The sequence below is a fragment of the Acidovorax sp. GW821-FHT10A04 genome (genome assembly GCF_059415825.1).
Map to the genome: position 1 here is coordinate 1 of NZ_JBWKNZ010000022.1, position 21,189 is coordinate 21,189.

Here is a 21,189-nt window from a genome sequence, read left to right on the forward strand (position 1 = left end):
CTTTGGGGTACGTTTCTTTGGCGACGCAAAGAAAGGTACCTCGGCCGCCGGGCCGAGACCCGGCCTCCGCCCTCAACAAAGGCATGCCACCAAAAAAACACGGCACCCAACATCAGCTAACATCCCACCCGCGGTGCAAGCCGCCCCCGGGCCCGCGGGAAGGGTTGAACCCACTTGCAGAAGGCAGCACGACCGGACGAGCAAAACCGTCCAACGCTCGCTGCCTTCAACCACACGCCTATCCAACGCCTTTTGTGCAGCCGGATCTGCGGGCCATCGGCACCTGATGCACGGAGGTATCCTTCATGACGACGACGCCCTACGGCAAGCGCCTTCCCGCCCGGCCCGACATCGGCCATCTCAAAAAACAGGCCAAGGATCTCCTGGCCCTGTACCGCACCCCGGACCCCACCAGCTCCCCCACGGCCTTCGAGCGCTTTCGCGCCGCGCTGCCCGCCGCCGCGGGCAAGGACGACGCCACCCTGGCCGCCCAGGGCCTGCGCCTGCACGACGCGCAGTCGTGCATCGCGCGCGAATACGGCTTTGCCTCCTGGGCCGACCTGCAGGGCTTTGTCGCCGCGCGCCGGGCCCTGCTTGATGGCGACCCGGCCCGCGCGGTGCTGCACTGGCTGGGCCTGGTGTATGCAGGCGATATCTCGGGCAGCATGAACCGCGCGCGGCCCGCGGTCGCCGCGCGCCTGCTGCAAGACAACCCGGCCCTGCTGGCCGGGAGCGCCACCGACGCCCCCTACCTCGCGTGCGCCACGGGCGACGAGGCCGTGCTGCGCCAGGCCAGCGCGCAGGACCCCGGCTGGTTGCACCGCGCGGGCGGCCCGCTGCGGTTGCCGCCGCTGGTGGCCGTCACGCACTCGGCGCTGCTGCAGCTACCCGCCTACCGTGAGCGCCTGCGAAACTGTGCGCGCTACCTGCTGGCCGCCGGCGCCTCGCCCGACCAGTCGGTGGGCAACCGCTGGCCGCCGGCCTCGCTGCAGGCGCCCGACGCGGCGCACCCGCTGTCGGCTCTGTACGGCGCCGCCGGCTGCAACCACGACCCCGAACTGACGAAGCTGCTGCTCGGTACCGGCGCCCACCCCGACGACAACGAATCGCTCTACCACTCGCTGGACCAACCCGAATGCACCCGGCTGCTGCTCGAGGCCGGCGCCCGCATCACCGGCACCAACGCCATGTACCGCGTGCTCGACCTCGATGACCTGGCGACCCTGCAGCTGCTGCTGGCCCATGGCGGCGATGCCAACGAGGCGCCGCCGGGCCCACCCACGTCGGACTGGGGCTCGCTGCTGCTCTGGGCCATCCGCCGGCGCCGCTCGCCCGCGCACGTCGCGGCCCTGCTGGCCGCCGGTGCGCGGCCCGACGCACGCACCCAGGACGGCACGCCCGCCCGCACCATGGCCCTTCGCTACGGCCTGACCGAGGTGGCGCAGCTGCTGCACGACGAGGCCACCGAGAACGCAGGCAACAGCAGCAGCAACAGTGGCGCACCGCTCGCCCCGGACGAAGCCTTCATCGCCGCCTGCGCGCGCGGCGACGAGCCGGCGGCCCGCGCCATCCAGGCCACGCACCCCGGCATCATCGGCACGCTCGGCCCCGCCCAGCGCCGGCTGCTGCCCGAGCTCGCGGCCCAGCAGGGCTGCGGCGAGGCGGTGCGCACCATGGTCCGCCTGGGCTGGCCCATCGAGGACCGCGGTGGCGACTGGGATGGCTCGGCCCTGAACCAGGCCGTTTTCCGCGGCGACGCCACGCTCGCCCGCTTCTTGCTGGAGCATGGCGCCGACTGGCGGGCGATGCACGGCTTTGGCGACAACGTGATCGGCACGCTCTCGTGGGCCTCGCTCAACCAGCCCGTGCCGGACGGCGACTGGGTCGGTTGCGCCCAGGCCCTGGTGGCCCATGGCATGCCCGGCGTGCGCCCCGACCCCGAGGGCCTGGACGACGGGGCGGTGCTGCTGGGCACGCACCGCAGCCGGTTCTCCGAAGAGGTGGCCGACTACCTGCTGGGCGCAGCGCCCCGGAACGCCGCCGCCTGATCCCGCGCCCCGGCCCGGGGCTTACTGGCAGGCCGTGGTCTGGTTGCCGTAGACCACGCTGGTGATGGGCATGTTGAAATTGAAGCCTGCCGGCAGGTTGTTGATGGTGCCCACCACCAGCCGCTGGCCCCGGGCCAGCGGGCGCACGCTGTACAGGCTCGCGCTGGCCAGGTTCATGAGCGCCGTGTTGGGGTCCACCTCCGCGGGCTTGAGCGTCAGGGCGTAGGCCGTCTGGTTGTGCACGAAGCGCCAGCCGTACAGCGAAAAGCTCCAGGGGTCCTGCGGCCCGTCATTGACCACCGACACCTGCACCGCGCGGTTGCCCGGATCGACCTGCAGCATCAGCGTGCCCGCCCGCGCGTTGGACGCAAACACCGGCGCATTGCACAGCAGGCCCGAAGCCGCCTGCTCGCTCACCTTGGTGGGCACGAAGGTCGCGGCCAGCGGGTTCCACTGCACCTCCAGGATGTAGCGGCGACCCGCGTACTCCACATTGTTGATGCGCAGGTTCTGGCCATCCACCACACCCACCTGGGATGCCGCAAGATTGATCTGCACCCCCTGCGCCTGCACGGCCGCGGGGCTCATCACGGCCAGGGCGGCCAGGCAACTCAGTACGGAAAAGGCAGTCTTCATGGAAAGTCGTCTCTCAAAAAAGAAAAGGAAAGGAAAAAACAGACAAGGGCAGTGAAGACCCGACCATATCGGCGCAGCGCACGGGCATGAACTGTCAGATATGACAGTGCGCCCACCGCCTGGAACTGGCAGCATCCAGAGAGGTCTCAAAACGGGCTGGGCTGTATCAACCCCAGCAACAGAGCCCGCGCAATCGCGTGCTGGCGGCTGAAAACGCCCAGCTTCTGCGCCACCGTGTTGAGGTGGAAATTGGCCGTGCGCTCGGAGATGTGCAGCAGGCACGAGATCTCCCACGAGGTCTTGCCGTCGGCGGCCCAACGCAGCACCTGCTGCTCGCGCGGACTCAGCGCCGGGGGCTGCAGCGGCATGGGCGCCAGGCGGCGCATGGCCTCGTGCACATAGCTGGCCAGCAGGTGCGCATGCGCCTGGACCTGAGCCATGTCGGCCTGCGCGGCGCGGCCCGTGCGCGAGACCGTGCCGCTCAAGATACCCAGCTCCCCGTGGGGCGTGTGCAAAGGCACGCTCAGACCGGTGCGCAGCCCGTGCTCGGCCGCCTCGCCCATCACGCGCCGGGCGTTCGGACAAGGGCCGCCGCCGGGCACCTCGTGCCACAGCACCGGCAGGATGTTGCGGCTGCAGTAGCGGATCACCGGGTCGTGCGCATGGTGGGCCTGCGCCATGTAGTGGTCCGTCCATCCCGGCGGGTAGCCGTCCACCATCAGGATGCTCGACTGCGTGAAGTTCTCCGGTACCCTGAGCGCGTACACGAAATGCTCGAACCCCAGCTGCTGCGCCAATGCCTGCATCTGCCCATGCAGTGCGGGCAGGTCGGCACTGCGCAGCACCGCCTGGAGCGACTCACGAAATTGCGGCAGTGTCATCAGGGTCATGGGGCTGTGGGATCCGATGGGAGCGCGCCTTGCATGCGGCGCGGGCCATTACATGCGCAACCAGGCATTGCAAAGATGTCCGAAATCGAGCGCCTGTAACCCTTCGTTTCACAGCGGCGCACTGGCGCCAGCGCAGGCGTCAAGTCCTACCGGCGGCACACCGTTGGCCCTACCCTGGCCCGCACCCGGCGCATCCAACATGGCAGGCATGGTGGCTCCCATGCCACCGCCATCCTCCAAGGAGCACCCCATGTCGACACCCTCCCCCTTCCGTTCGCACCGCCGCCTGGCGGCTCCGCTGTTCGCCGCCTCCCTGCTGGCGCTCGCCGCATCGCAATCCGCGCAGGCCCAGGGCGGCTTCGGCAGCGCCAGCCCGGCCACGCCGTCCACCGTGACCATCGGCACCCCGAGCAACCCCAGCACGCCGAGCAGCAACAGCAGCATCGGCAACACCTCCGTGCCCGGCAACATCCCCAGCGGCATACCCAGCAGCGGCAACGTGGGCAATGCCACCACCAGCACCTCCAACATCCCTGGGAGCGTGCCCAGCAGCAATAACAACAACAGCAACAACGTCGGCAACATGACCAGCACCACGCCGGCCACCAGCAGCACCACAACCACCGCCACCACACCCAGCAGCAACAGCAGCATCGGCAACACCAGCATTCCGGGCAACATCCCGAGCGGCATACCGAGCAGCACCAGCATCGGCAACCCGGGCAGCAGCACCTCCAGCATCCCGGGTGCCGTACCCAGCAGCGGCAACACGCCTGCAGGCACCCCTGGCAACACAGGTAGCGCCACCGGTACCACCGGCACGGTCGGCAACAGCACGGCCACCACTGGCAGCGCCCCTGCGGGTACCACCACCGGCATGGGCAACAGCACCGGTACGCCGGGCACTGCCGGCACCCCCGCCGGCAGCGCCACAGGCGGCACTGGCGGCACAGCGGCCGGACCTGGCACGGCCGGCACGACCGGGGCCACGGGATCCCCCGGCGGCACAGCGCCAGGCGCCAGCAGTGGCGCGGGCGTGAGCAGCGGTGCACCGGGCGCCAGCGGTACCGGTATCGGTGCGGCCGCGCCAGGGCCGTCCGGCACCGGCTCGGGCGGCAGCGTCAGCGCGGGATCTCCTGGCGGTGCCACCGGCGCAGGTGTTGGTTCTGGTGCAGGTGCAGGTGCAGGCTCCAGCGCAGGGCCTGGGCCCGGTGCGGGCGCGGCGGGCGTGGGCGCCGGCGCTCCAGGTGCCGGTGCAGCGGGTGCTGGCGTTGGCGGGCCAGGTGCGGCCGGTGCGGGCGCCGGTGCAGGTGCAGGCGCCGGTGCAGGCGCCGGTGCAGGTGCAGGTGCAGGTGCAGGTGCAGGTGCAGGTGCAGGTGCAGGTGCAGGTGCAGGTGCTCGCTGACCACACGACTACTTCTGCCCCAGTGCTCAGTCCCCCCGCAGCAACCCGATCCGCAAGCGGTGCTCGCCCTCGGCAAGGGTGACACGCAGCGGCCCGTTGCCACACACCAGCGCAAGCCCGTCCAATTCCGCCGAGGCCACCCTGGCCTCCGCTCCGGGCGGGCCCGAGGCGGTGAATTCGATGCGGTAGACGGCCCCCGCCACGTCGATGCGCGCCTCGAAGCCCGGCCATTCGGCAGGGATGCAAGGGTCGATCACCAGCTCCTGCCCCTCGCGGCGTAGGCCCAGGATGCTTTCCACGCCGGCTCGGTACATCCAGCCCGCGGCGCCGGTGTACCAGGTCCAGCCGCCGCGCCCGGTGTGCGGTGCCACCGAATAGACATCGGCCGCCACCACATAGGGCTCCACCCGGTAGCGCGCCACCTCGGCAGGCGTGCGCGCATGGTGGATGGGGTTGACCAGCGCGAACAGCGCGTGCGCCCGGCTGCCGGCCTGCGGGTCGTTGCGCAACTGGGCGCGCGCCATGATGGCCCACATGGCTGCATGGCTGTACTGCCCGCCGTTCTCGCGCAGTCCGGGCGGGTAGCCCTTGATATAGCCGGGGTCGTGCGGCGTGGTGTTGAACGGCGGCGTGAACAGCAGGGCCAGGCCCTCCTGCGGCAGCACCAGCTTGTCGCCCAGCGAGGCCATGGCGATCAGCGCCCTTGCCGGGTCGGCCGCGCCCGAGAGCACCGCCCACGACTGGGCGATGGAGTCGATGCGGCACTCCTGCCCCTCGTGGGTGCCCAGCCAGGTGCCGTCGTCAAAGGTCGCGCGCCGGTACCAGGCGCCGTCCCAGGCCTCGCGCTCCAGCGCAGCGCGCACCGATTCGGCATGCATGCGCCAGCGCGCGGCACAGTCGGGGTCGCGGGCATCCGCCAGCGGCGCCATCAGCGCCACCGTGCGCACCAGCAGCCAGCCCAGCCACACGCTCTGGCCCCGGCCCTCCTGGCCCACGCGGTTCATGCCGTCGTTCCAGTCGCCGGTGCCCATGAGTGGCAGGCCCAGGTCGCCGGTCAACTCCATGGCCTGGTCCAGCGCCAGTGCGCAGTGCTCGAACAGCGTGGCCGAGGCCTCCGCCGCCATCGGCTGAAAGAAGGCGTCGTGCTCGCCGGACTGCAGCGGTGGCCCATCCAGGAAGGGGATGGACTCATCCAGCACCGCCGTGTCGCCCGACACCTGCACATAGCTGGCGGTGGCAAACGCCAGCCACACCCGGTCGTCCGAGATGCGCGTGCGCACGCCCTGGCCCGAGTGCGGCAGCCACCAATGCTGCACGTCGCCTTCGGCAAACTGCCGGCCCGCGGCGCGCAGCAGGTGCGCGCGCGTCTCCTCGGGGCGGGCAAAGGCCAGCGCCATGCCGTCCTGCAGCTGGTCGCGAAAGCCATAGGCCCCGCTGGCCTGGTAGAAGGCCGAGCGCGCCCAGACGCGGCAGGCCTGCGTCTGGTACAGCAGCCAGCCGTTGAGCAGGATGTCCATGGCCCGGTCGGGCGTGCGCACCTGCACGGCGCCCAGCAGGCTGCGCCAGTGCTGCGCCACCTCCTGCAGCAGCGCATCCACGTCGAGCAGGCGGTAGCGGGCCACCAGGGCCAGGCTCTCCGCAGCCGATGCGCATTGGCCGATGAAGCCTGTCACCTCCCGGGTCTCCCCGGGCTGCAGCGTGAGCGTGCACTGCAGCGCCGCGCAGGGGTCGCGCCCCGCAGCGCCGCCGCCAGACAGCGTTGCGTGGCCCCGAAGCGCCGCAGGGTCCGCCAGGCTGCCGTGCCGCCCCAGGAACTCGGTGCGGTCGCTCGTCCAGGCGGTCTGCTGCCCGCCCAGGTCGGCAAAAGCCACCCGGCCGGCAAACGCCGTGCTCCAGGGGTTGCGCGCCAGCAGCACGCCGCTGTCCGCATCGCGCTCCGCCAGGATGAACGGGGCCGATGCCCCGCGCGAGGTGCCCAGCACCCACTCGGCATACAGCGTCACCGTGATCTGCCGCACCTGCGCGGTGCGGTTGTGCAGGGTCAGGCGCGAGACCTTGACCGGGTCGGCGATGGGCACGAACTGCAGCAGCTCCAGCGCGATGCCATGGGCCTCGTGCAGAAAGCGGCTGTAGCCATGGCCATGGCGCGCCGTGTAGGTCCCATTGCCGCGCAGGGGCTGCGCGGTGGGGCTCCACAACTGGCCGCTGGCATCGTCGCGCACGAAGAAGGCCTCGCCCGCCGGGTCGCTCACCGGGTCGTTGGACCAGGGCGTGAGCTGGTTCTCGCGGCTGTTGCCGGCCCAGGTGTAGCCACTGCCGTCGGCCGACACGTGAAAGCCGAAGGCCGGGTTGGCAATGACGTTGATCCAGGGCGCGGGCGTGGTAGCCCCGTCGCGCAGAATGGTCACGTATTCCGTGCCATCCTTGTCGAAGCCGCCCAGGCCGTTGAAGAACTCCAGGCCCGCCGTGTCCGGCGCGGGGGCAGGTTCGTACGGTGGCTGCGGTGCCGGCGCCATCACCGGCCTGGCCACCACTTCGGGCACCTCCTGCGCGGGCATCATGGCCAGTTGCTGGGCAATGGGGCCGCGCCGCGCCACCAGCGCCACGCGGGCGATGGACTGCAGCAGTGCGCGTGAAGTCGCATCCATGAGGTCGGCACGCAGCGTGTGCACCACGCCGTGCGCCAGCGACTCGCCCAGCCGCGGCCGCGACTGGCTGCTGCGCACGGCGGTCTCAATGGCGATCTGCAGGTCCTGCACGTACGACGATGCCCGCTCGTTGATGACCACCAGGTCCACGCCCAGGCGCTTCATGCGCCAGTACTCGTGCGCCTGCAGCAACTGGTGCAGCTGGGCGATGTCCTCGATGTCGTCGATGCGCAGCAGCACGATGGGCAGGTCGCCCGAAATGCCGTGCTGCCACAGGCCCGACTGCGGGCCCGCGCCGCGCGCGATGGCATCGGCCGGTGCGCGAAAGCGTGCGTCCGCATACAGGATGGGCGCCGCCAGGCGCTGGAAGTCCGCCGCCGCATCGGCGTCGATGCCGATGTGGCGCAGCTGCACCTGGGCCTGGGTCCAGGCCAGGGTGCGCGCGCGCTCGAAGGCGCTGCGGTCGTGGTGCTGGTCCAGCAGGTCGAGCAGCGCCTCGCGCGTGGGCGCCACCAGCGTCCAGAAGGCCACGCGGGCCATCTGCCCGGGGGCGATGCGCACACGCTGGCGCAGCGCGAACACCGGGTCCAGCACCGTGCCCACGGTGTTGGACAGCGCACCGCCGCCATGCACCGCCAGCGCATTGCGCGCCGTGCGGCCCCGGCCGAGGAACAGGCCCCGGTCGGTCTCGTACTGCGCCGGGGCGATCACCGTGCCCTCCACCACCGCGAAGTGCGCGGCCCACACCCCCGCCTCGCCCGGGCTGCGTGCACGGCGCGTGGCCAGCAGAGCGCCGAACTCGGGCAGGTACTCGGTCTGCACGAACATCTTGGAGAAGGCCGGGTGGGCGCTGTCGGCCGCGGGCGGGGCCAGCACCAGCTCGGCGTACGAGGTCAGGTCGATCTCGCGCGCACGCGGGCCGGTGTTGACCAGGGTGACCTGGCGCACCTCGCCATCGGCCTCGGCCGACACGATCACCTCGGTGGTGGTGGTCATACTGCCGTCGTGGCGCGTGAAGGCCGCATGGTCCTCGGCAAACGCCACCTCGTAGCTGTCGGCCGCGCGCCCCGAGGGCTCCGCCGCGGCGGACCAGGTACGGCCACTGTGCGCATCGCGCAGGTAGACATGCGAGCCCCAGTCCTCGCTGGTGGCGTCCTCGCGCCAGCGGGTCACCGCCAGGTCGCGCCAGCGGCTGTAGCCGGTGCCGGCCGCCGTGAGCATGACGGCATAGCGCCCGTTGGACAGCAGGTGCGTGGCCGGTGCACCCGCGCCCGGCGCGCCCATGCGCCGCACGGCATGCAGGTCGTCGCGCACGTCGGCAGGGCCGGTCTGCGTTTCTTCGGCGCGCGGGTGGGCCACGGCCACCAGGCGCGGCATGCGCTCCTGCAGCAGCAGCTCGCAGGCCTGCACCATGGGCTCGCGGTGAAAGCGCTCGCGCATCTGCCCGCCGTGCAAGGTGTTGGCAATGGCCACGATGGTCATGCCCTGGTGGTGCGCCATGTAGTTGCGCACGATGGCCACGGCCTGCCCCTCGGGCAGGCGGCTGCGGGTGAAGTCCAGCGCCTCGTAGAAGCCATGCTGCCCCAGGGCGCCGAGCTGCGCCAGGCGCGCGAAGTTGTGCCCCGCCGCGGTCGCATCCACCATGCAGGCCAGGCCGGTGGCGTAGGGGGCGATCACCAGGTTCTCGGCCAGCCCGCGCTTGAGCCCCAGGCCCGGCACGCCGAAGTTGGAGTACTGGTAGGTGAACTCCAGGTCGCGCGCGTTGTAGGCCGACTCGGAGATGCCCCACGGTATGCCCTGCAGCGCGCCGTAGGCCATCTGCCGCTGCACCACCAGGGTGTTGGTCTGCGCCAGCAGGCTGCCCGCAGGGGCGCGCATCACCAGCGAAGGCATCAGGTACTCGAACATCGAGCCCGACCACGACACCAGCGCCGACCCCTTGCCCACCGGTATCGCCGTGCGCCCCAGGCGGAACCAGTGGCGCGTCTCCACGTCGCCCTTGGCGATGGCGAACAGGCTGGCCAGCCGCGCCTCGGAGGCCAGCAGGTCGTAGCAGTTGGCGTCGAGCCGGTTCTCCACCGCCGCATAGCCGATGGACAGCAGCTTGCGCTCGGGGTCGAGCAGAAAGGCGAAGTCCATGCCCAGCGCCAGCGCGCGCGCGGTGTCGGCCAGCGATTGCCAGCGGGCGTCGAGCGTGGGCACATCCGCCGCGCCAGGCAACAGGTCGCGCCCCTGCTCGATGACCCGCGCGCGCACGGCCGCGGTCCAGAACAGCAGTGCCTCGCCCTCACCATCCCCACCGCTGCCTGCCGGCACTGCGATGTCCTGCGCCTCCTTCAGCGCCTTGTCGGCCAGGCGCTGCAGGGCGGGCAAGCCCATCTCCACGGCACCACCCGCCACCGCGGTGTCGATCTCGGCCAGCAGGGCCAGCAGCCGCCGGCCCTGTGCGCCCTGCGCAGCGGGCACGCCGTGCACCGCCTCGCGCGCCAGCGCCACGGCATCGCCCAGCCCCGACACCCAGGTGGCGGGCAGCGGCGCGCGCACCCAGCCCTCGCAGGCATTGGCCAGCGCGATCAGGTGGCCGGCCAGGTTGCCGCTGTCCACCGACGACACGTAGGGCGGCGCCAGCACCTGCGCCGTGCCCGTGTCGTACCAGTTGTAGAAATGGCCCCGGTGGCGCGCCAGCGCGCCCATGCTGGCCAGCGTGGCCTCCAGCCGGTCGGCGGTCTGCACCGCACCGGCCCAGCCGAAATCGCGCGCCGCCACGGCCGACAGCAGGTACAGCCCCATGTTGGTGGGCGAGGTGCGGCGCGCCACCACGGGCTTGGGGTCTTCCTGGAAGTTGTCGGGCGGCAGGTGGTGCTCGGCCGCGGTGACGAAGGTCTCGAAGAAGCGCCAGGTGCGCCGCGCGATGCGCCGCAAGGCCAGCGCGTTGTCCACTGCAGGCGCGCTCTGCGGCGCGGGCACGGAGCGCCGGCTCGAGCGCCAGGCCAGGGCCGGCGCCGCCAGCCACAAGGCCAGCAGCGGCAGCACCAGGGGCCGCGATGCCGGTGCCAGCACGGCAGTACCGGCCGCCAGCACCGTGGCCAGCAGCAGGCCGCCGGCCATCAGCCGGTAGAAGCCCGCAGGCCCCGGGCGCGGTTTGGTGGCCGACTGCGCGGCGGTCTTCCACTCCAGCATCTGCCGGTGCGTGGCGTACAGCCGCACCAGGGCACGCACGATGGCGTCCACCGCGCGCCAGGCATGGTCGGGCAGCAGCGCGATGGCGGCCACGGTCTGCAGTACCGCCACGCGCAAGTCCGAGGCCAGCAGGCGCAGGTGGCTGGCCACGCGGATGCCGGGGCGGCTGGCCCACAGCTCCGCCATCCCGGGCAGAAACGCCGGCACACCCAGCGCCGCCAGCACCAGCAGCACGCCCCAGGGCGCCTGCGGCCAGGGCAGCCAGCAGCACAGCACCAGGGTCAGCAGGCCAGCCGGGGCCAGCAGCGAGCGGCGCAGGTTGTCCAGCATCTTCCAGCGGCCCAGGGCGGGCAAGGCGGCACCCTGGTGGCGCCGGCCCAGCACCCAGGGCAGCAGCTGCCAGTCGCCGCGCGTCCAGCGGTGCTGGCGCTGCACGGCCACGTCGTAGCGTGCCGGAAAGTCCTCCACCACCTCCACGTCCGACGCCAGGCCGGCGCGCGCCAGCACGCCCTCGAACAAATCGTGGCTGAGCAGCGTGTTCTCGGGCACGCGCCCGGCCAGCGCGGCCTCGAAGGCGTCCACGTCGTAGATGCCCTTGCCGGTGTACGAGCCCTCACCGAACAGGTCCTGGTACACGTCCGACACCGCGGCCGCATACGGGTCCATGCCGCCGGGCCCCGAGGTCAGCCGCTGGTACAGCGAGCCTTCGAGCCCCATGGGCAACGCCGGCGTCACGCGCGGCTGCAAAATGGCGTGGCCACCCACCACGCGCTGCTCGGCCGGGCTGAAGCTGGGCTGGTTCAGCGGGTGGGCCATCTTGCCGATCAGGCGCAGCGCCGCATCGCGCGGCAGGCGCGTGTCGGCATCGAGCGTGATGACGTAGCGCACGCCGGGCAGGATTTCCGGTTGCCCCTTGCCATCGAGCGCCATGAAGCTGGTGTCCGTGGCGCCGCGCAGCAGGCGGTTGAGCTCGTGCAGCTTGCCGCGCTTGCGCTCCCAGCCCATGAAGCAGTTCTCGCCGGCATTGAAGCGGCGGTGCCGGTGCAGCAGGTAAAAGCGCTTGCCGCCCGGCGCAGGGCCGTGCCGCAGGTTCAGCGCGGCGATTGCCTCCTGCGCCACGGCGATCAGGTGGGCGTCGCCGGCCACCACTTCGGTGGTGGCGTCCAGCCCGTCGGACAGCAGCGCGAACGACAGATCACCCCCCGCGCCCGCCAGGTGGTGCACCTCCAGGCTTTCGATGTGGGCGCGCAGGTCCGCCTCGCTGGTCAGCAGCGTGGGCACCACCACCAGGGTGCGCAGGTGGGTGGGCACGCCATCGGCCAGCGCCAGGCCCGGCAGCCCCACGGGGCCGAAGCGCCGCGTGACGCGCCGGTTGACCAGCACGCTGGCCACCTCGGTGGCGGGCAGAAAGCCGGCCAGCGCCAGCGCCACCAGCCAGCCCGGGTGCGTGCCGTGCAGGCCGGCCCACCAAAGGGCCGCGCCCAGCAGCAACAGCGCCAGGCCCATGATGGCGCCAATGTAGCCCCCCACGCCCAGGCCCACCTGCCAGCGGTTGAAGCGAAAGCCCCACCGCGGCTTGAAGCCGATGGCCTGCTCCAGCGCGGGCCGGCCTTCGGCCACCAGGTGGTAGCCGGGGTCGGCGGCGCGCGCCGGATGGGCACCGGTGGCCTGGGCGGCCGCTGCCGCCTGCGCACTGGCCAGGGCCTGCTCGGCAATGGCCAGCTCGGTCAGGGCCGAGCCGCGTGCCAGCTGCTCGATGGCACTGCGGTAGAGGTTGCGCGTGGCAAAGTCCATCGCCGCGAAGCCGCCGCCTTCGCGCAGGCGTGCGTCCACCAGGCCCATGCCCTCGACCAGGTCGGCCCAATCGATGTCGGACATCAGCCGCATGCTGGTGATCACGTTGCGCACGCTCACGTTGGAGGCGCCCTGGCGCTGCTGGGCGTGTTCGATCACCAGGCCCACGCTGGTGCCCTGTCGCTCGAGCCGCTCTTCCAGCCACTGCAGCGCGGGGGTGGTGCGCGGGTCCTGGTCGCGCAGGCGCTTGGCCAGTTGCGCGGCAAACAGCTCCGACAGCGGGCCGTGGGCGCGTGTGCCGATGTCCCCCACCAGGGCCGAGTAGGCGCTGCCCGAGGCGAGCAGGCGGTCGGCCAGCGCCTGCGCATCGGCGCGGTCGGCCCGGCCGGCCGTGATCTGGTCGGCCAGCCGGCGCAGGTTTTCCACCAGCACGATGCGCAGGGTGATGGCCACCGCCCACAGCTCGCTGATCATCAGCGGCTGCACCTGCTGGTAGGCGGCGATGAAGCGGCGCAGCGCCAGCGGGTCGAAGTGGCTGTCGGTGTGCGCGACAAAGGCCCATGCGATGCCGAAGACGCGCGGGTAGCCGGCGAACGGCCCCTGCGCCAGCTTGGGCAGTTGCCGGTAGTAGCCCGGCGGCAGGTCGACCCGGATCTCGCGGATCTGCTCTTCCACCACGTGGTAGTTGTCCAGCAGCCAGTCGGCCGCGGGCACCACGCTGGACCCCGACGCCAATTCAGCGGCGCTGGCCCGGTAGGCGGCCAGCAGCTGGCTGGCATTGGCGCGCAGGCGCCGGTGCAGCGAGGGCACCCGGGGCGGCCGCAGGCTTACCTGCTGGGCGGCGGCCAGGCTGCGCGCATGCTGCTCCAGGCGCTCCATGCCAAAGAGCTCTTCGCGCACGGGGGCGGTGCCGTTCCACGGCGGCGCAGCGGCACCCCTCACGGCACGGAAGAAGGAAGACAGGGCATCGACAACAAGCATGGGCGCCTTTCGGGACACCCCGGGGCCGCGCTGTGCCCCGTGACCTGCCCGTTGAAGGAAAAGGCGCGGACGGGCCAGGCCGTCCGCGTCGAAGGAAGGCCTGTGTGCTGGCACACAGGCGGGCCTGCACTTGGGCAAGGCCGTGAACGCTGCGCGCCCCCGTCAGGCCCAATGCCTGAAGGGAGCGTGCAACCAGGGCACAAGGAAGCCCCGAGGCTCAGCCCTTTTTGGCTGCGCGTGGTGGCTGTGCGGCGCCGGGCCTGGCGGGGGCCAGGGGCTCCACCACTGCGGCAGGCTTCTGCTTGGGCTTCTTCGATTCCTTGTTGCCGCGTTTCTGTTCTTTTCCTGCCATGAAAGGCTCCTTCGCTTGGAACACGCCCCGTGGGTTGGCGGGCGCAATGGTCTCAGCCACCCGGCACAAGGCGCGGATGGGGCGTTCAAGCAACCACGCGCACCCTCATGGAAGGCGCACACAGATGCATGGAGGAAGGGAAAAGGTCTGCAGAACGCAGGCGTCCAGCGGCGGGACGTGATTTGAGCGGCAGTTCTTCGACACCACCATATGGTGGCGGTCAGCGCGAATGCAAGGTGCCGCCGGCCGAAAAAGGAGGCGCCCCCGTGCCCGGGTGTTGCAGGCGCCTGCCCTGCAGCCACTCGACCACGATGCGGTGATATGTCTGGCGCCACTTTGGCTGTGACAGTTCATGGTCTGCCCCCAGCAGCATGTGCCGCACCAGCGAGCGCGAATTGCTGAGGGCCCACGCGTAACTGTCGATCACGGGCGGCGCCACCACCTGGTCGCGCTCTGACTGCACCAGCAGCACATCGCCGCGAAACGCCGAGCAGGCCGCCAGCGCGCGGTTGGTGTCGGGCGTGTGCACCTGGCGGCGGTAGGCATCCACCGCGCGCCTGTCGAGGCCCTCCTTCGGCAGGAGCCAGTCTTCGTCGGGGTAAATGGCGGGCGACCGCAGCACCAGCCAGTCGAACGGGTACATGCCGGCCAGCAGCGCAGCCATGTAGCCGCCGTAGCTGAAGCCCAGCACCCCCATGCCATCGGGCCGGGCCCGGGCATGCAGCTGCTGGTAGTCGCGCAGGGCCTGGCGCAGCGTGTCCTCGCGGTTCACGGCGGCACGCTCGGCGGCCGCCCAGCCGGCATCGGGCAGGTCGCCACGCCGGCACTGCCAGCCATGGGCGCCCAGATCCTGGTCCATCGCGTCGTACTGGGCCCTGCCATCGTCGTCCCATCCGGGCAGCACCAGCAGGGCCGGGCGAAGAATGCCGTACTGCCCGGCGGGCGGGGCCACGGTTGCGCTGGCGTCGGCAGCACCGATCGCATCCAGGGAGTCGGGAGGGAGGAGGAACGCCATGCCGCCATGGTGGCCGGCCGACCCGGCATGCGGCTGTCGGCTGCGCGGCCATGTGCGTGTCAGACACGCCTGCAAGGGCGGGCCCGCAGCCCACCCACAGGCCCTGGTCAGCCCCCGCGCAGCATCTCCACCAGACCGTGCGGCGCGCGCGCGCCCAGGCACAGGTCCAGAATGCCCTGGGCTGCGCGCGCCTCGGCCGCGCTGCGGGGGAACAGGGCCTGCTCGTAGGCCGAGAGTGCAGCCTCCAGGTTCCCCGGGTGGGCAAGGATCGCCTGGGCCAGTTCCGCACCGTCGAGCATGGCCAGGTTGGCCCCTTCGCCCGACGGCACCATCAGGTGCGCCGCATCGCCCAGCAGGGTCACGCCCGGCACCCGCTGCCAGCGGTGGTCCACCGGCAGGGCGTGCAGGGTGCGCAGCACCGGCGCAGTATCGCCATCGGTGACCAGCGCGGTGAGCGGCGCGGCCCAGCCCGCGAATTCGTGGGCCACACGGGCCAGGGCGGCGGCGGGTTGGGTGAAGTCGATGGCCTGGAACCACTCCAGGGGCCTGCTCAGCTGCACGTAGGTGTGCAGCACGCCCTGCGGCTCGCGGTGCGCCACGATGCCCTGGCCGGGGGCCAGCGCAAACATCGCCCCCCGGCCCACCGCCTGCGCGCTCGCGGGGTGCCGCGTGTCGCAGTCGTGCAGCCAGGTCTCGACGAACGAGGTGCCCACGTAGGCCGGCGTGGCGTCGGACAGCAAGGGCCGCACTTTCGACCAGGCGCCATCGGCGCCCACCAGCAGGCCGGTCTCCACCTCCGCACCGTTGTCAAAGGCCAGCCGGTGGCGCCCGCCGCCAAGCGCAGCGGCCTGGGCCAGCTTGTGCCCCCAGCGCACGCTGTCGGCAGGCAGCGCATCGAGCAGGATCCGGCGCAGCTCCCCGCGGGGCACCTCGGGCCGCCCGCCCCTGCCGTCGTCGGGCTCGTCCAGCAGCAAGCGGCCATGCCGATCGAACACCCGCGATGCCTCACCGCCCGCATGGATGATGGACTGGAACTCGGCGAACAGCCCCGCAGCATGCAGCGCGCGCTGCCCATTGTGTTCGTGGATGTCGAGCATGCCGCCCTGCGCGCGGGCGCTGGCCGAGGGCTCCGCCTCGTACACGGTGGCGGCAATGCCGTGCACGTGCAGCACGCGGGCCAGCACCAGCCCGCCCAGGCCGGCGCCGATGATGGCGATGGGGGTGTGGTTCGTCATGTCAGGGGTCCTTTGCGTCGCGGCGTGAAGTGGTTGGGAAGTGACTCATGGAACGCCGTTCCATTAGATTGTAGTGGAACAGCGTTCCACGGGTGCCGCGCATATGCCAAGATGCGGCCATGGCCACCGCAAAGACCCCTTCCGTACCCCCCGCCGCCGCCCGCCCCGACACGAAGACCCGGCGCACGCCAGCCGCTGCCGCAGCGCCCGTGGCCGCGCCGCGGCGGGGGGATGCGCTCACGCGCGAGGGCATCGTCGAGGCATCGATCGCGCTGCTCGACAGCGCCGGGGTGGGTGGCCTGACCTTCCGCGCCCTGGCCGAGCGCCTGGCCACCGGCCCGGGCGCGATCTACTGGCACATCGACGACAAGAACGACCTGCTGACCGCCGCCTGCGATGCCGTGGTGGCCCGCAGCCTGGCCGCGCTGGCGCCGGGGGGCACACCCCGAGCGCACATCCGTGCCGTGGCGCTGGCCATGTTCGATGCCATCGACGCGCGCCCCTGGCTGGGCACGGCGCTCACCCAGGCCGCGGGGCAGTTGCCGGTGGTGCGCATCCTCGAGCCCCTGGGCCAGCAGGTGCGCGCGCTCGGTGTGGTCCGGCACAAGGCGCAGTGGACCGCTGCCAACGCGCTGCTGAGCTACATCCTGGGCGTGGCCGGGCAGAACGCCGCCAATGCGCAGGCACACCGAGCACCTTCAGGCCAGGGCGACCGCGCAGGCCTGCTGGCCGAGGTCGCCGCAGCCTGGTCCGCGCTGGACCCGGTGGACTACCCCTTCACCCGCAGCCTGGCCGGCCAGTTGCGCGAGCACGACGACCGGGAGGACTTCCTCGCAGGCATCGACCTCATCCTGGCCGGCCTGGCCGCAACGCCGCGCCCGCGCTGACTCGGCCACCCGGTGCTCTCTTCGGGCGACAATCGCCAGAGAGAGAGGAAGAAAAGACACCATGCAATCCATGAACATGCGGCGCAAGTCCGCGGCACGGGCGGTACGGACCGCACTGGCGGCCCTGCTGCTGGCGGGCGCCGCTGCGGCACCGGCACAGGCCCAGACCGGCGCCAGCAAAGACCAGGAGCAGCAGGCCCTGGACTCGATGGCCAAGGCCGGGCCCCTGCTCGACAAGATCAATGCCGGCGGCTCCGTCAGCGACCAGGAGGTGCTGGACGCCCGGCTCGGCATGATGGAGCCCTTCATGCGGCTCAAGGCCGCCTACCGCCGGGAGACTGATGCGATCGAGGACCACTATGTGAAGGACCTCGCCGCCCTGCAGCCCCAGACCATGCTGGCCCCGGCAACGATGGTCTCGCCCGAGCTGTGCACCCAGACGCGGGTCCGCCTCAAGGCCTGGCAGCAGGCCCTGGCCAGCTACCGCAGCCGCATGGAGGTGGCCAACGCCCAGGCGCTCAAGGACATGAAGGCCTTGCAGCCGCAGCTGCCCGCCTTCACCTACGGCCCCCTGGCCAGCGGGTTCGAGCGAGCGCTGGTGCTGGGGGGCGACTTCGTGGCCGGCTTCACGGCCGGCGAGACCGCAGCCATGGCGGGCGCCTCGGCGCTGCTGGACTTCATGGACAGCATCCCGGGCGGCTACTTCATCGACCCGGGGCCGCCCCAGAGGCTGATGTTCAGCGACCAGGCTCGACTGGACCGCTACCTTGCGCTGATGAACCAGGTGCAGCTTGGCGCCCAGCAGGGCGCCCAGGCCAGGACCCGGCTGGTCCAGGCGTTGGCCGAACGGCCCGCCCTCCCTGCCAAGCCCTGAAGGGCCCTGGACGGCCATAATCTGCGGGCAGCGCAGCCTCGGGCGCAAAGCAGCGCAGAATGCCCCGATGCACCCCACCCGACTGCCCTGGCGCACCGCCGCCAAAGCCACCCTGCTGGTGCTGGCCAGCACCCTCGCCTGGCCCTTGCAGGCGGCCGCAGAGTCGCTGGCCGTGGGCTCCAAGCGCTTCACAGAAAGCTACATCCTCGGCGAGGTCATCACCCAGGCCGCGCGCCAGGGCGGCGCCACGGCCGAGCACCGCCAGGGCCTGGGCAACACCGCCGTGGTGGTCGAGGCGCTCAAGACCGGCTCCATCGACGTCTACCCCGAGTACCTGGGCACGGTGGAGCGCGAGATCCTCAAGCTGCCCACCGGCTCGCCGCGCGAGACCATCGACCGCAGGCTGCGCGAGATGGGCCTGGCCATGGGCGTGCCGCTGGGCTTTTCCAACAGCTATGCGCTGGCCGCCAGCGCCGAGGTGGCGCGCAAGCACCAACTCAAGGCCCTGGGCGACCTGCGCAGCGCACCCGATCTGCGCATCGCCATCTCGCAGGAGTTCCTCGGCCGCGAGGACGGCTGGCCCGGCCTGTCCAAACGCTACCAGTTGCCGCAGCGGCCCACCTCCATCGACCATGGCCTGTCGTACCAGGCGCTGGCCTCGCAGCGCATCGACCTGACCGACATCTACACCACCGACGCGCGCATCGCCGACCTGGGCCTGGTCACGCTGCAGGACGATGCCAACTACTTCCCGCGCTACGACGCGGTGCTGCTCTACCGCGCCGACCTGCCCAAGCGCGCACCGCAGGCCTGGCAACAGATCGCCGCGCTCGAAGGCCGCATCGACGTCACGCGCATGATCGCCATGAACGCCCAGGCCGAACTGCAGGGCCAGGCCTTCCCGGCCATCGCGGCCGGCTTCCTGGCCGGCGCCGCCCAGCCTGCAGCGGCACCCGCCGCTGCAGCCAGTGCGGCCAGCGCAGCCACGGCGCAGGCCCGCCCTTCCCTGTCCAGCGCCATCTTCGGCGGCGACTTCTGGCGCCTCACGCGCGACCACCTGTGGCTGGTGGCCGTGTCGGTGGGCATCGCAGTGCTCATCGGCATCCCCCTGGGCACGCTGGCCGCGGCGCGGGTGTGGCTGGGCCAGGGCATTCTGGGCTTCGTCGGCCTGCTGCAGACCGTGCCCTCGCTGGCGCTGCTGGCCGCGCTGATCCCGCTGCTGGGCCGCATCGGCACCGTGCCGGCCATCGTGGCGCTGAGCCTGTATGCCCTGCTGCCCATCGTGCGCAACACCGCCGTGGGCCTGCTGCAGGTGCCGCAGGGCACGCGCCACGCAGCCGTGGCGCTGGGCATGACGCCCGCGCAAAGCTGGCGCCTGGTGCTGTTGCCGCTGGCCCTGCCGGTCATCGTGGCCGGCATCAAGACCGCCACGGTGATGACCGTGGGCACCGCCACCATCGCCGCCTTCATCGGTGCGGGCGGCTACGGCGAGCGCATCGCGCAGGGGCTGGCGCTCAACGACGGCACCACCTTGCTGGCAGGGGCCATTCCCTCGGCCGGGCTGGCGGTGATCTTCCAGGTGGTGTTCGAGGTGGTGGAGCGGGTGTTTCGGCGCCAGGGTGCGGCACCCGGCTGATGCGGCCCAAGTAAAAGCGCCCCGGGCGTGAAATGCGTCACACCGCGCCGCTCGCGTGGCCGCTGGCCGGTGCTTCAATGGCGGCTTCGCCACCGCACCGCCCGCATTGATTGCACTGCCCCATGACCACCTACACCAGCCACTGGCACCAGGCCGCAGCAGACAACGCCCAGGGCCCCCTGCTGATCAAGATCACGCTGCTGCCCCATGGCTACGACGGCCATGCCTACTGGAAGCGCCAGGAGGCACGCGCCTCGGACCGCGAGTTCAGGATGGTGGAGGACCTGCGCCTGGACCCCGAGGGTGGCCCCCAGGCCGTGCTGCAGCGCCTGGTGGACCTGCGCCAGGCCCTGGCCCGGCAAGGGTGGCAGGAGATCGTCGTGCACGACAGCCTGACCCTCTTCCCCAAGAACCTGCTGGACCACCGCCCCAAGACCGGGGACGAGTGCCTGATGGACCTGGCCGCGCTGTACACCGAATGCAGCGACCACGAGAACGCCCTGGCCGCCCTGCAGCGCTGCCGCCACAGCGAACAGGCGTGGTACTGGCGCACGGCGGCCCGGCGCGCCCACGCCAACCGGGCACGCGCCAACCCGGGCCCGGGTGCGGACGGCGACTGGGCCGCAGCCGTCGAGCACGCCATGTTCATCATCCACCAGGCCGCAGGCACCGACGCCGCGCAGCCGCACGCCATGTACAGTTTTGGCGACAGCTACCGGCACACGGCTTCGCAACTGGCTGCGGCCGCGCAGACCGTTGCCGAGTACCTGCTGAACATCGCCGGCGACCCTGAGCAGGCGATGCAGGCCCTGGCCATCGCCGATGCCACGAACCATGGCACCTCTCAGCTGCAGCAATTGAAGGTGACGGCGCTGCTGCAGCTGGACCGCAGCACCGAGGCCTACGAGACGCACCTGAAGTGGCGCCTGCAGATGCCCGAGGTGCTGGAATCGCCCGGCTACCGGGACTTTATCGAACGCCAGCAGACCCAAGCACGCGACGCGCAGAGCCAGCGGATCAGCCAGCTGCGCTTTGACTTCGCCACGGGCACCCCGGCCTCCGAAAGCGAACTCGAGCAGCTGCTGCGCCATTTTCAGCAACCCTCCCATGCCTACCTGCAGTGGATCAGCCAGGCCGAGCGGCACCAGCTCACCGTGGTCGATGGCGAGAACGAGGAGACCTACACGCTGTTCAGCATCCCGGCCGCCCTCGACAAGCATGAAGAGCTGCTCGGCTGGCTGGCGCTGCACGACGAAAGCTCACCCGAACTGGCCGAAGAGATACGCAGCGCCATCGCCGACAGCGGCATCGACCCGCGCCACATGCTGCCCATCGTGGGCGACGCGAACTCCTCGGACTGCTTCCTGCTGCGCACGCAGGGCCCGGGCGCGGGTGGCATCTACTTCTGGGCGCATGACGAATGCACCGTGTTCAGCCCCATCGTGGACAGGGCGGACCAGCTGTTCCCCTGGCTGCAGGCGCAGGCCAGGGCGGGTTCGACCTTCGTGCTGTAGGCGCGGCCGCGCGCGCAGCCGCCAGCCATGCCCAGCCGGGAGGGGGCCGGTGGGAGAGCCCCTCCCCACGCAGTTCCAGCGCGCCAAAAAACCC

13 protein-coding genes are annotated in these 21,189 nt (G+C 71.4%); 5 read left to right on the top strand and 8 right to left on the bottom strand.

Features of this window, described 5'->3' with window-relative positions; translation table 11 throughout:
* Positions 1–305: 305 nt before the first annotated feature.
* The gene (locus AC07PF_RS30885; RefSeq protein WP_494614457.1) at positions 306–2,048 is read left to right on the top strand and encodes an ankyrin repeat domain-containing protein; all 1,743 of its coding nucleotides are present in this window, start codon (positions 306–308) and stop codon (positions 2,046–2,048) included.
* A 21-nt stretch (positions 2,049–2,069) separates the two neighbouring features.
* On the opposite strand, the gene AC07PF_RS30890 is transcribed toward AC07PF_RS30885, so the two are convergent.
* The 8 genes from AC07PF_RS30890 to AC07PF_RS30925 form a co-directional block, all read right to left on the bottom strand.
* Positions 2,070–2,684: a hypothetical protein gene (locus AC07PF_RS30890; RefSeq protein ID WP_494614458.1), complete on the bottom strand. Its 615-nt coding sequence runs from the start codon at positions 2,682–2,684 to the stop codon at positions 2,070–2,072.
* A 146-nt stretch (positions 2,685–2,830) separates the two neighbouring features.
* A complete protein-coding gene (locus AC07PF_RS30895; protein ID WP_494614459.1) occupies positions 2,831–3,574 on the bottom strand; it encodes a LuxR family transcriptional regulator in 744 nt (247 codons plus the stop codon).
* 108 nt (positions 3,575–3,682) lie between these two features.
* Positions 3,683–4,465, bottom strand: a complete 783-nt coding sequence (locus tag AC07PF_RS30900; RefSeq protein WP_494614460.1) for a hypothetical protein — start codon at positions 4,463–4,465, stop codon at positions 3,683–3,685.
* A 230-nt stretch (positions 4,466–4,695) separates the two neighbouring features.
* Positions 4,696–4,983: a hypothetical protein gene (locus AC07PF_RS30905; protein ID WP_494614461.1), complete on the bottom strand. Its 288-nt coding sequence runs from the start codon at positions 4,981–4,983 to the stop codon at positions 4,696–4,698.
* Positions 4,984–5,005: 22 nt separating this feature from the next.
* Positions 5,006–13,582 (bottom strand): glycoside hydrolase family 94 protein, encoded by an 8,577-nt coding sequence (locus AC07PF_RS30910; RefSeq protein WP_494614462.1) that lies wholly within the window; start codon positions 13,580–13,582, stop codon positions 5,006–5,008.
* 217 nt (positions 13,583–13,799) lie between these two features.
* Complete coding sequence (locus AC07PF_RS30915; protein ID WP_255344567.1) at positions 13,800–13,934, bottom strand: hypothetical protein; 135 nt, start codon at positions 13,932–13,934, stop codon at positions 13,800–13,802.
* Between the two features lie 220 nt (positions 13,935–14,154).
* Positions 14,155–14,949, bottom strand: a complete 795-nt coding sequence (locus AC07PF_RS30920) for an alpha/beta hydrolase (RefSeq protein ID WP_494614463.1) — start codon at positions 14,947–14,949, stop codon at positions 14,155–14,157.
* A 107-nt stretch (positions 14,950–15,056) separates the two neighbouring features.
* Complete coding sequence (locus tag AC07PF_RS30925; RefSeq protein WP_494614464.1) at positions 15,057–16,184, bottom strand: FAD-dependent oxidoreductase; 1,128 nt, start codon at positions 16,182–16,184, stop codon at positions 15,057–15,059.
* A gap of 119 nt (positions 16,185–16,303) precedes the next feature.
* On the opposite strand from AC07PF_RS30925, the gene AC07PF_RS30930 reads away from it, so the two are divergent.
* The 4 genes from AC07PF_RS30930 to AC07PF_RS30945 all read left to right on the top strand — a co-directional run bounded on the left by AC07PF_RS30930 (position 16,304) and on the right by AC07PF_RS30945 (position 21,095).
* Positions 16,304–17,071, top strand: coding sequence for a TetR/AcrR family transcriptional regulator (locus AC07PF_RS30930; protein WP_494614465.1), 768 nt, complete (start codon positions 16,304–16,306; stop codon positions 17,069–17,071).
* 61 nt (positions 17,072–17,132) lie between these two features.
* Positions 17,133–17,945, top strand: a complete 813-nt coding sequence (locus AC07PF_RS30935; protein ID WP_494614466.1) for a hypothetical protein — start codon at positions 17,133–17,135, stop codon at positions 17,943–17,945.
* Positions 17,946–18,012: 67 nt separating this feature from the next.
* Entirely contained in the window at positions 18,013–19,581 is a 1,569-nt protein-coding gene (locus tag AC07PF_RS30940) for a glycine betaine ABC transporter substrate-binding protein (RefSeq protein WP_494614467.1), read from the top strand.
* Positions 19,582–19,703: 122 nt separating this feature from the next.
* Entirely contained in the window at positions 19,704–21,095 is a 1,392-nt protein-coding gene (locus AC07PF_RS30945; RefSeq protein ID WP_494614468.1) for a hypothetical protein, read from the top strand.
* The last annotated feature ends 94 nt before the right edge of the window (positions 21,096–21,189 follow it).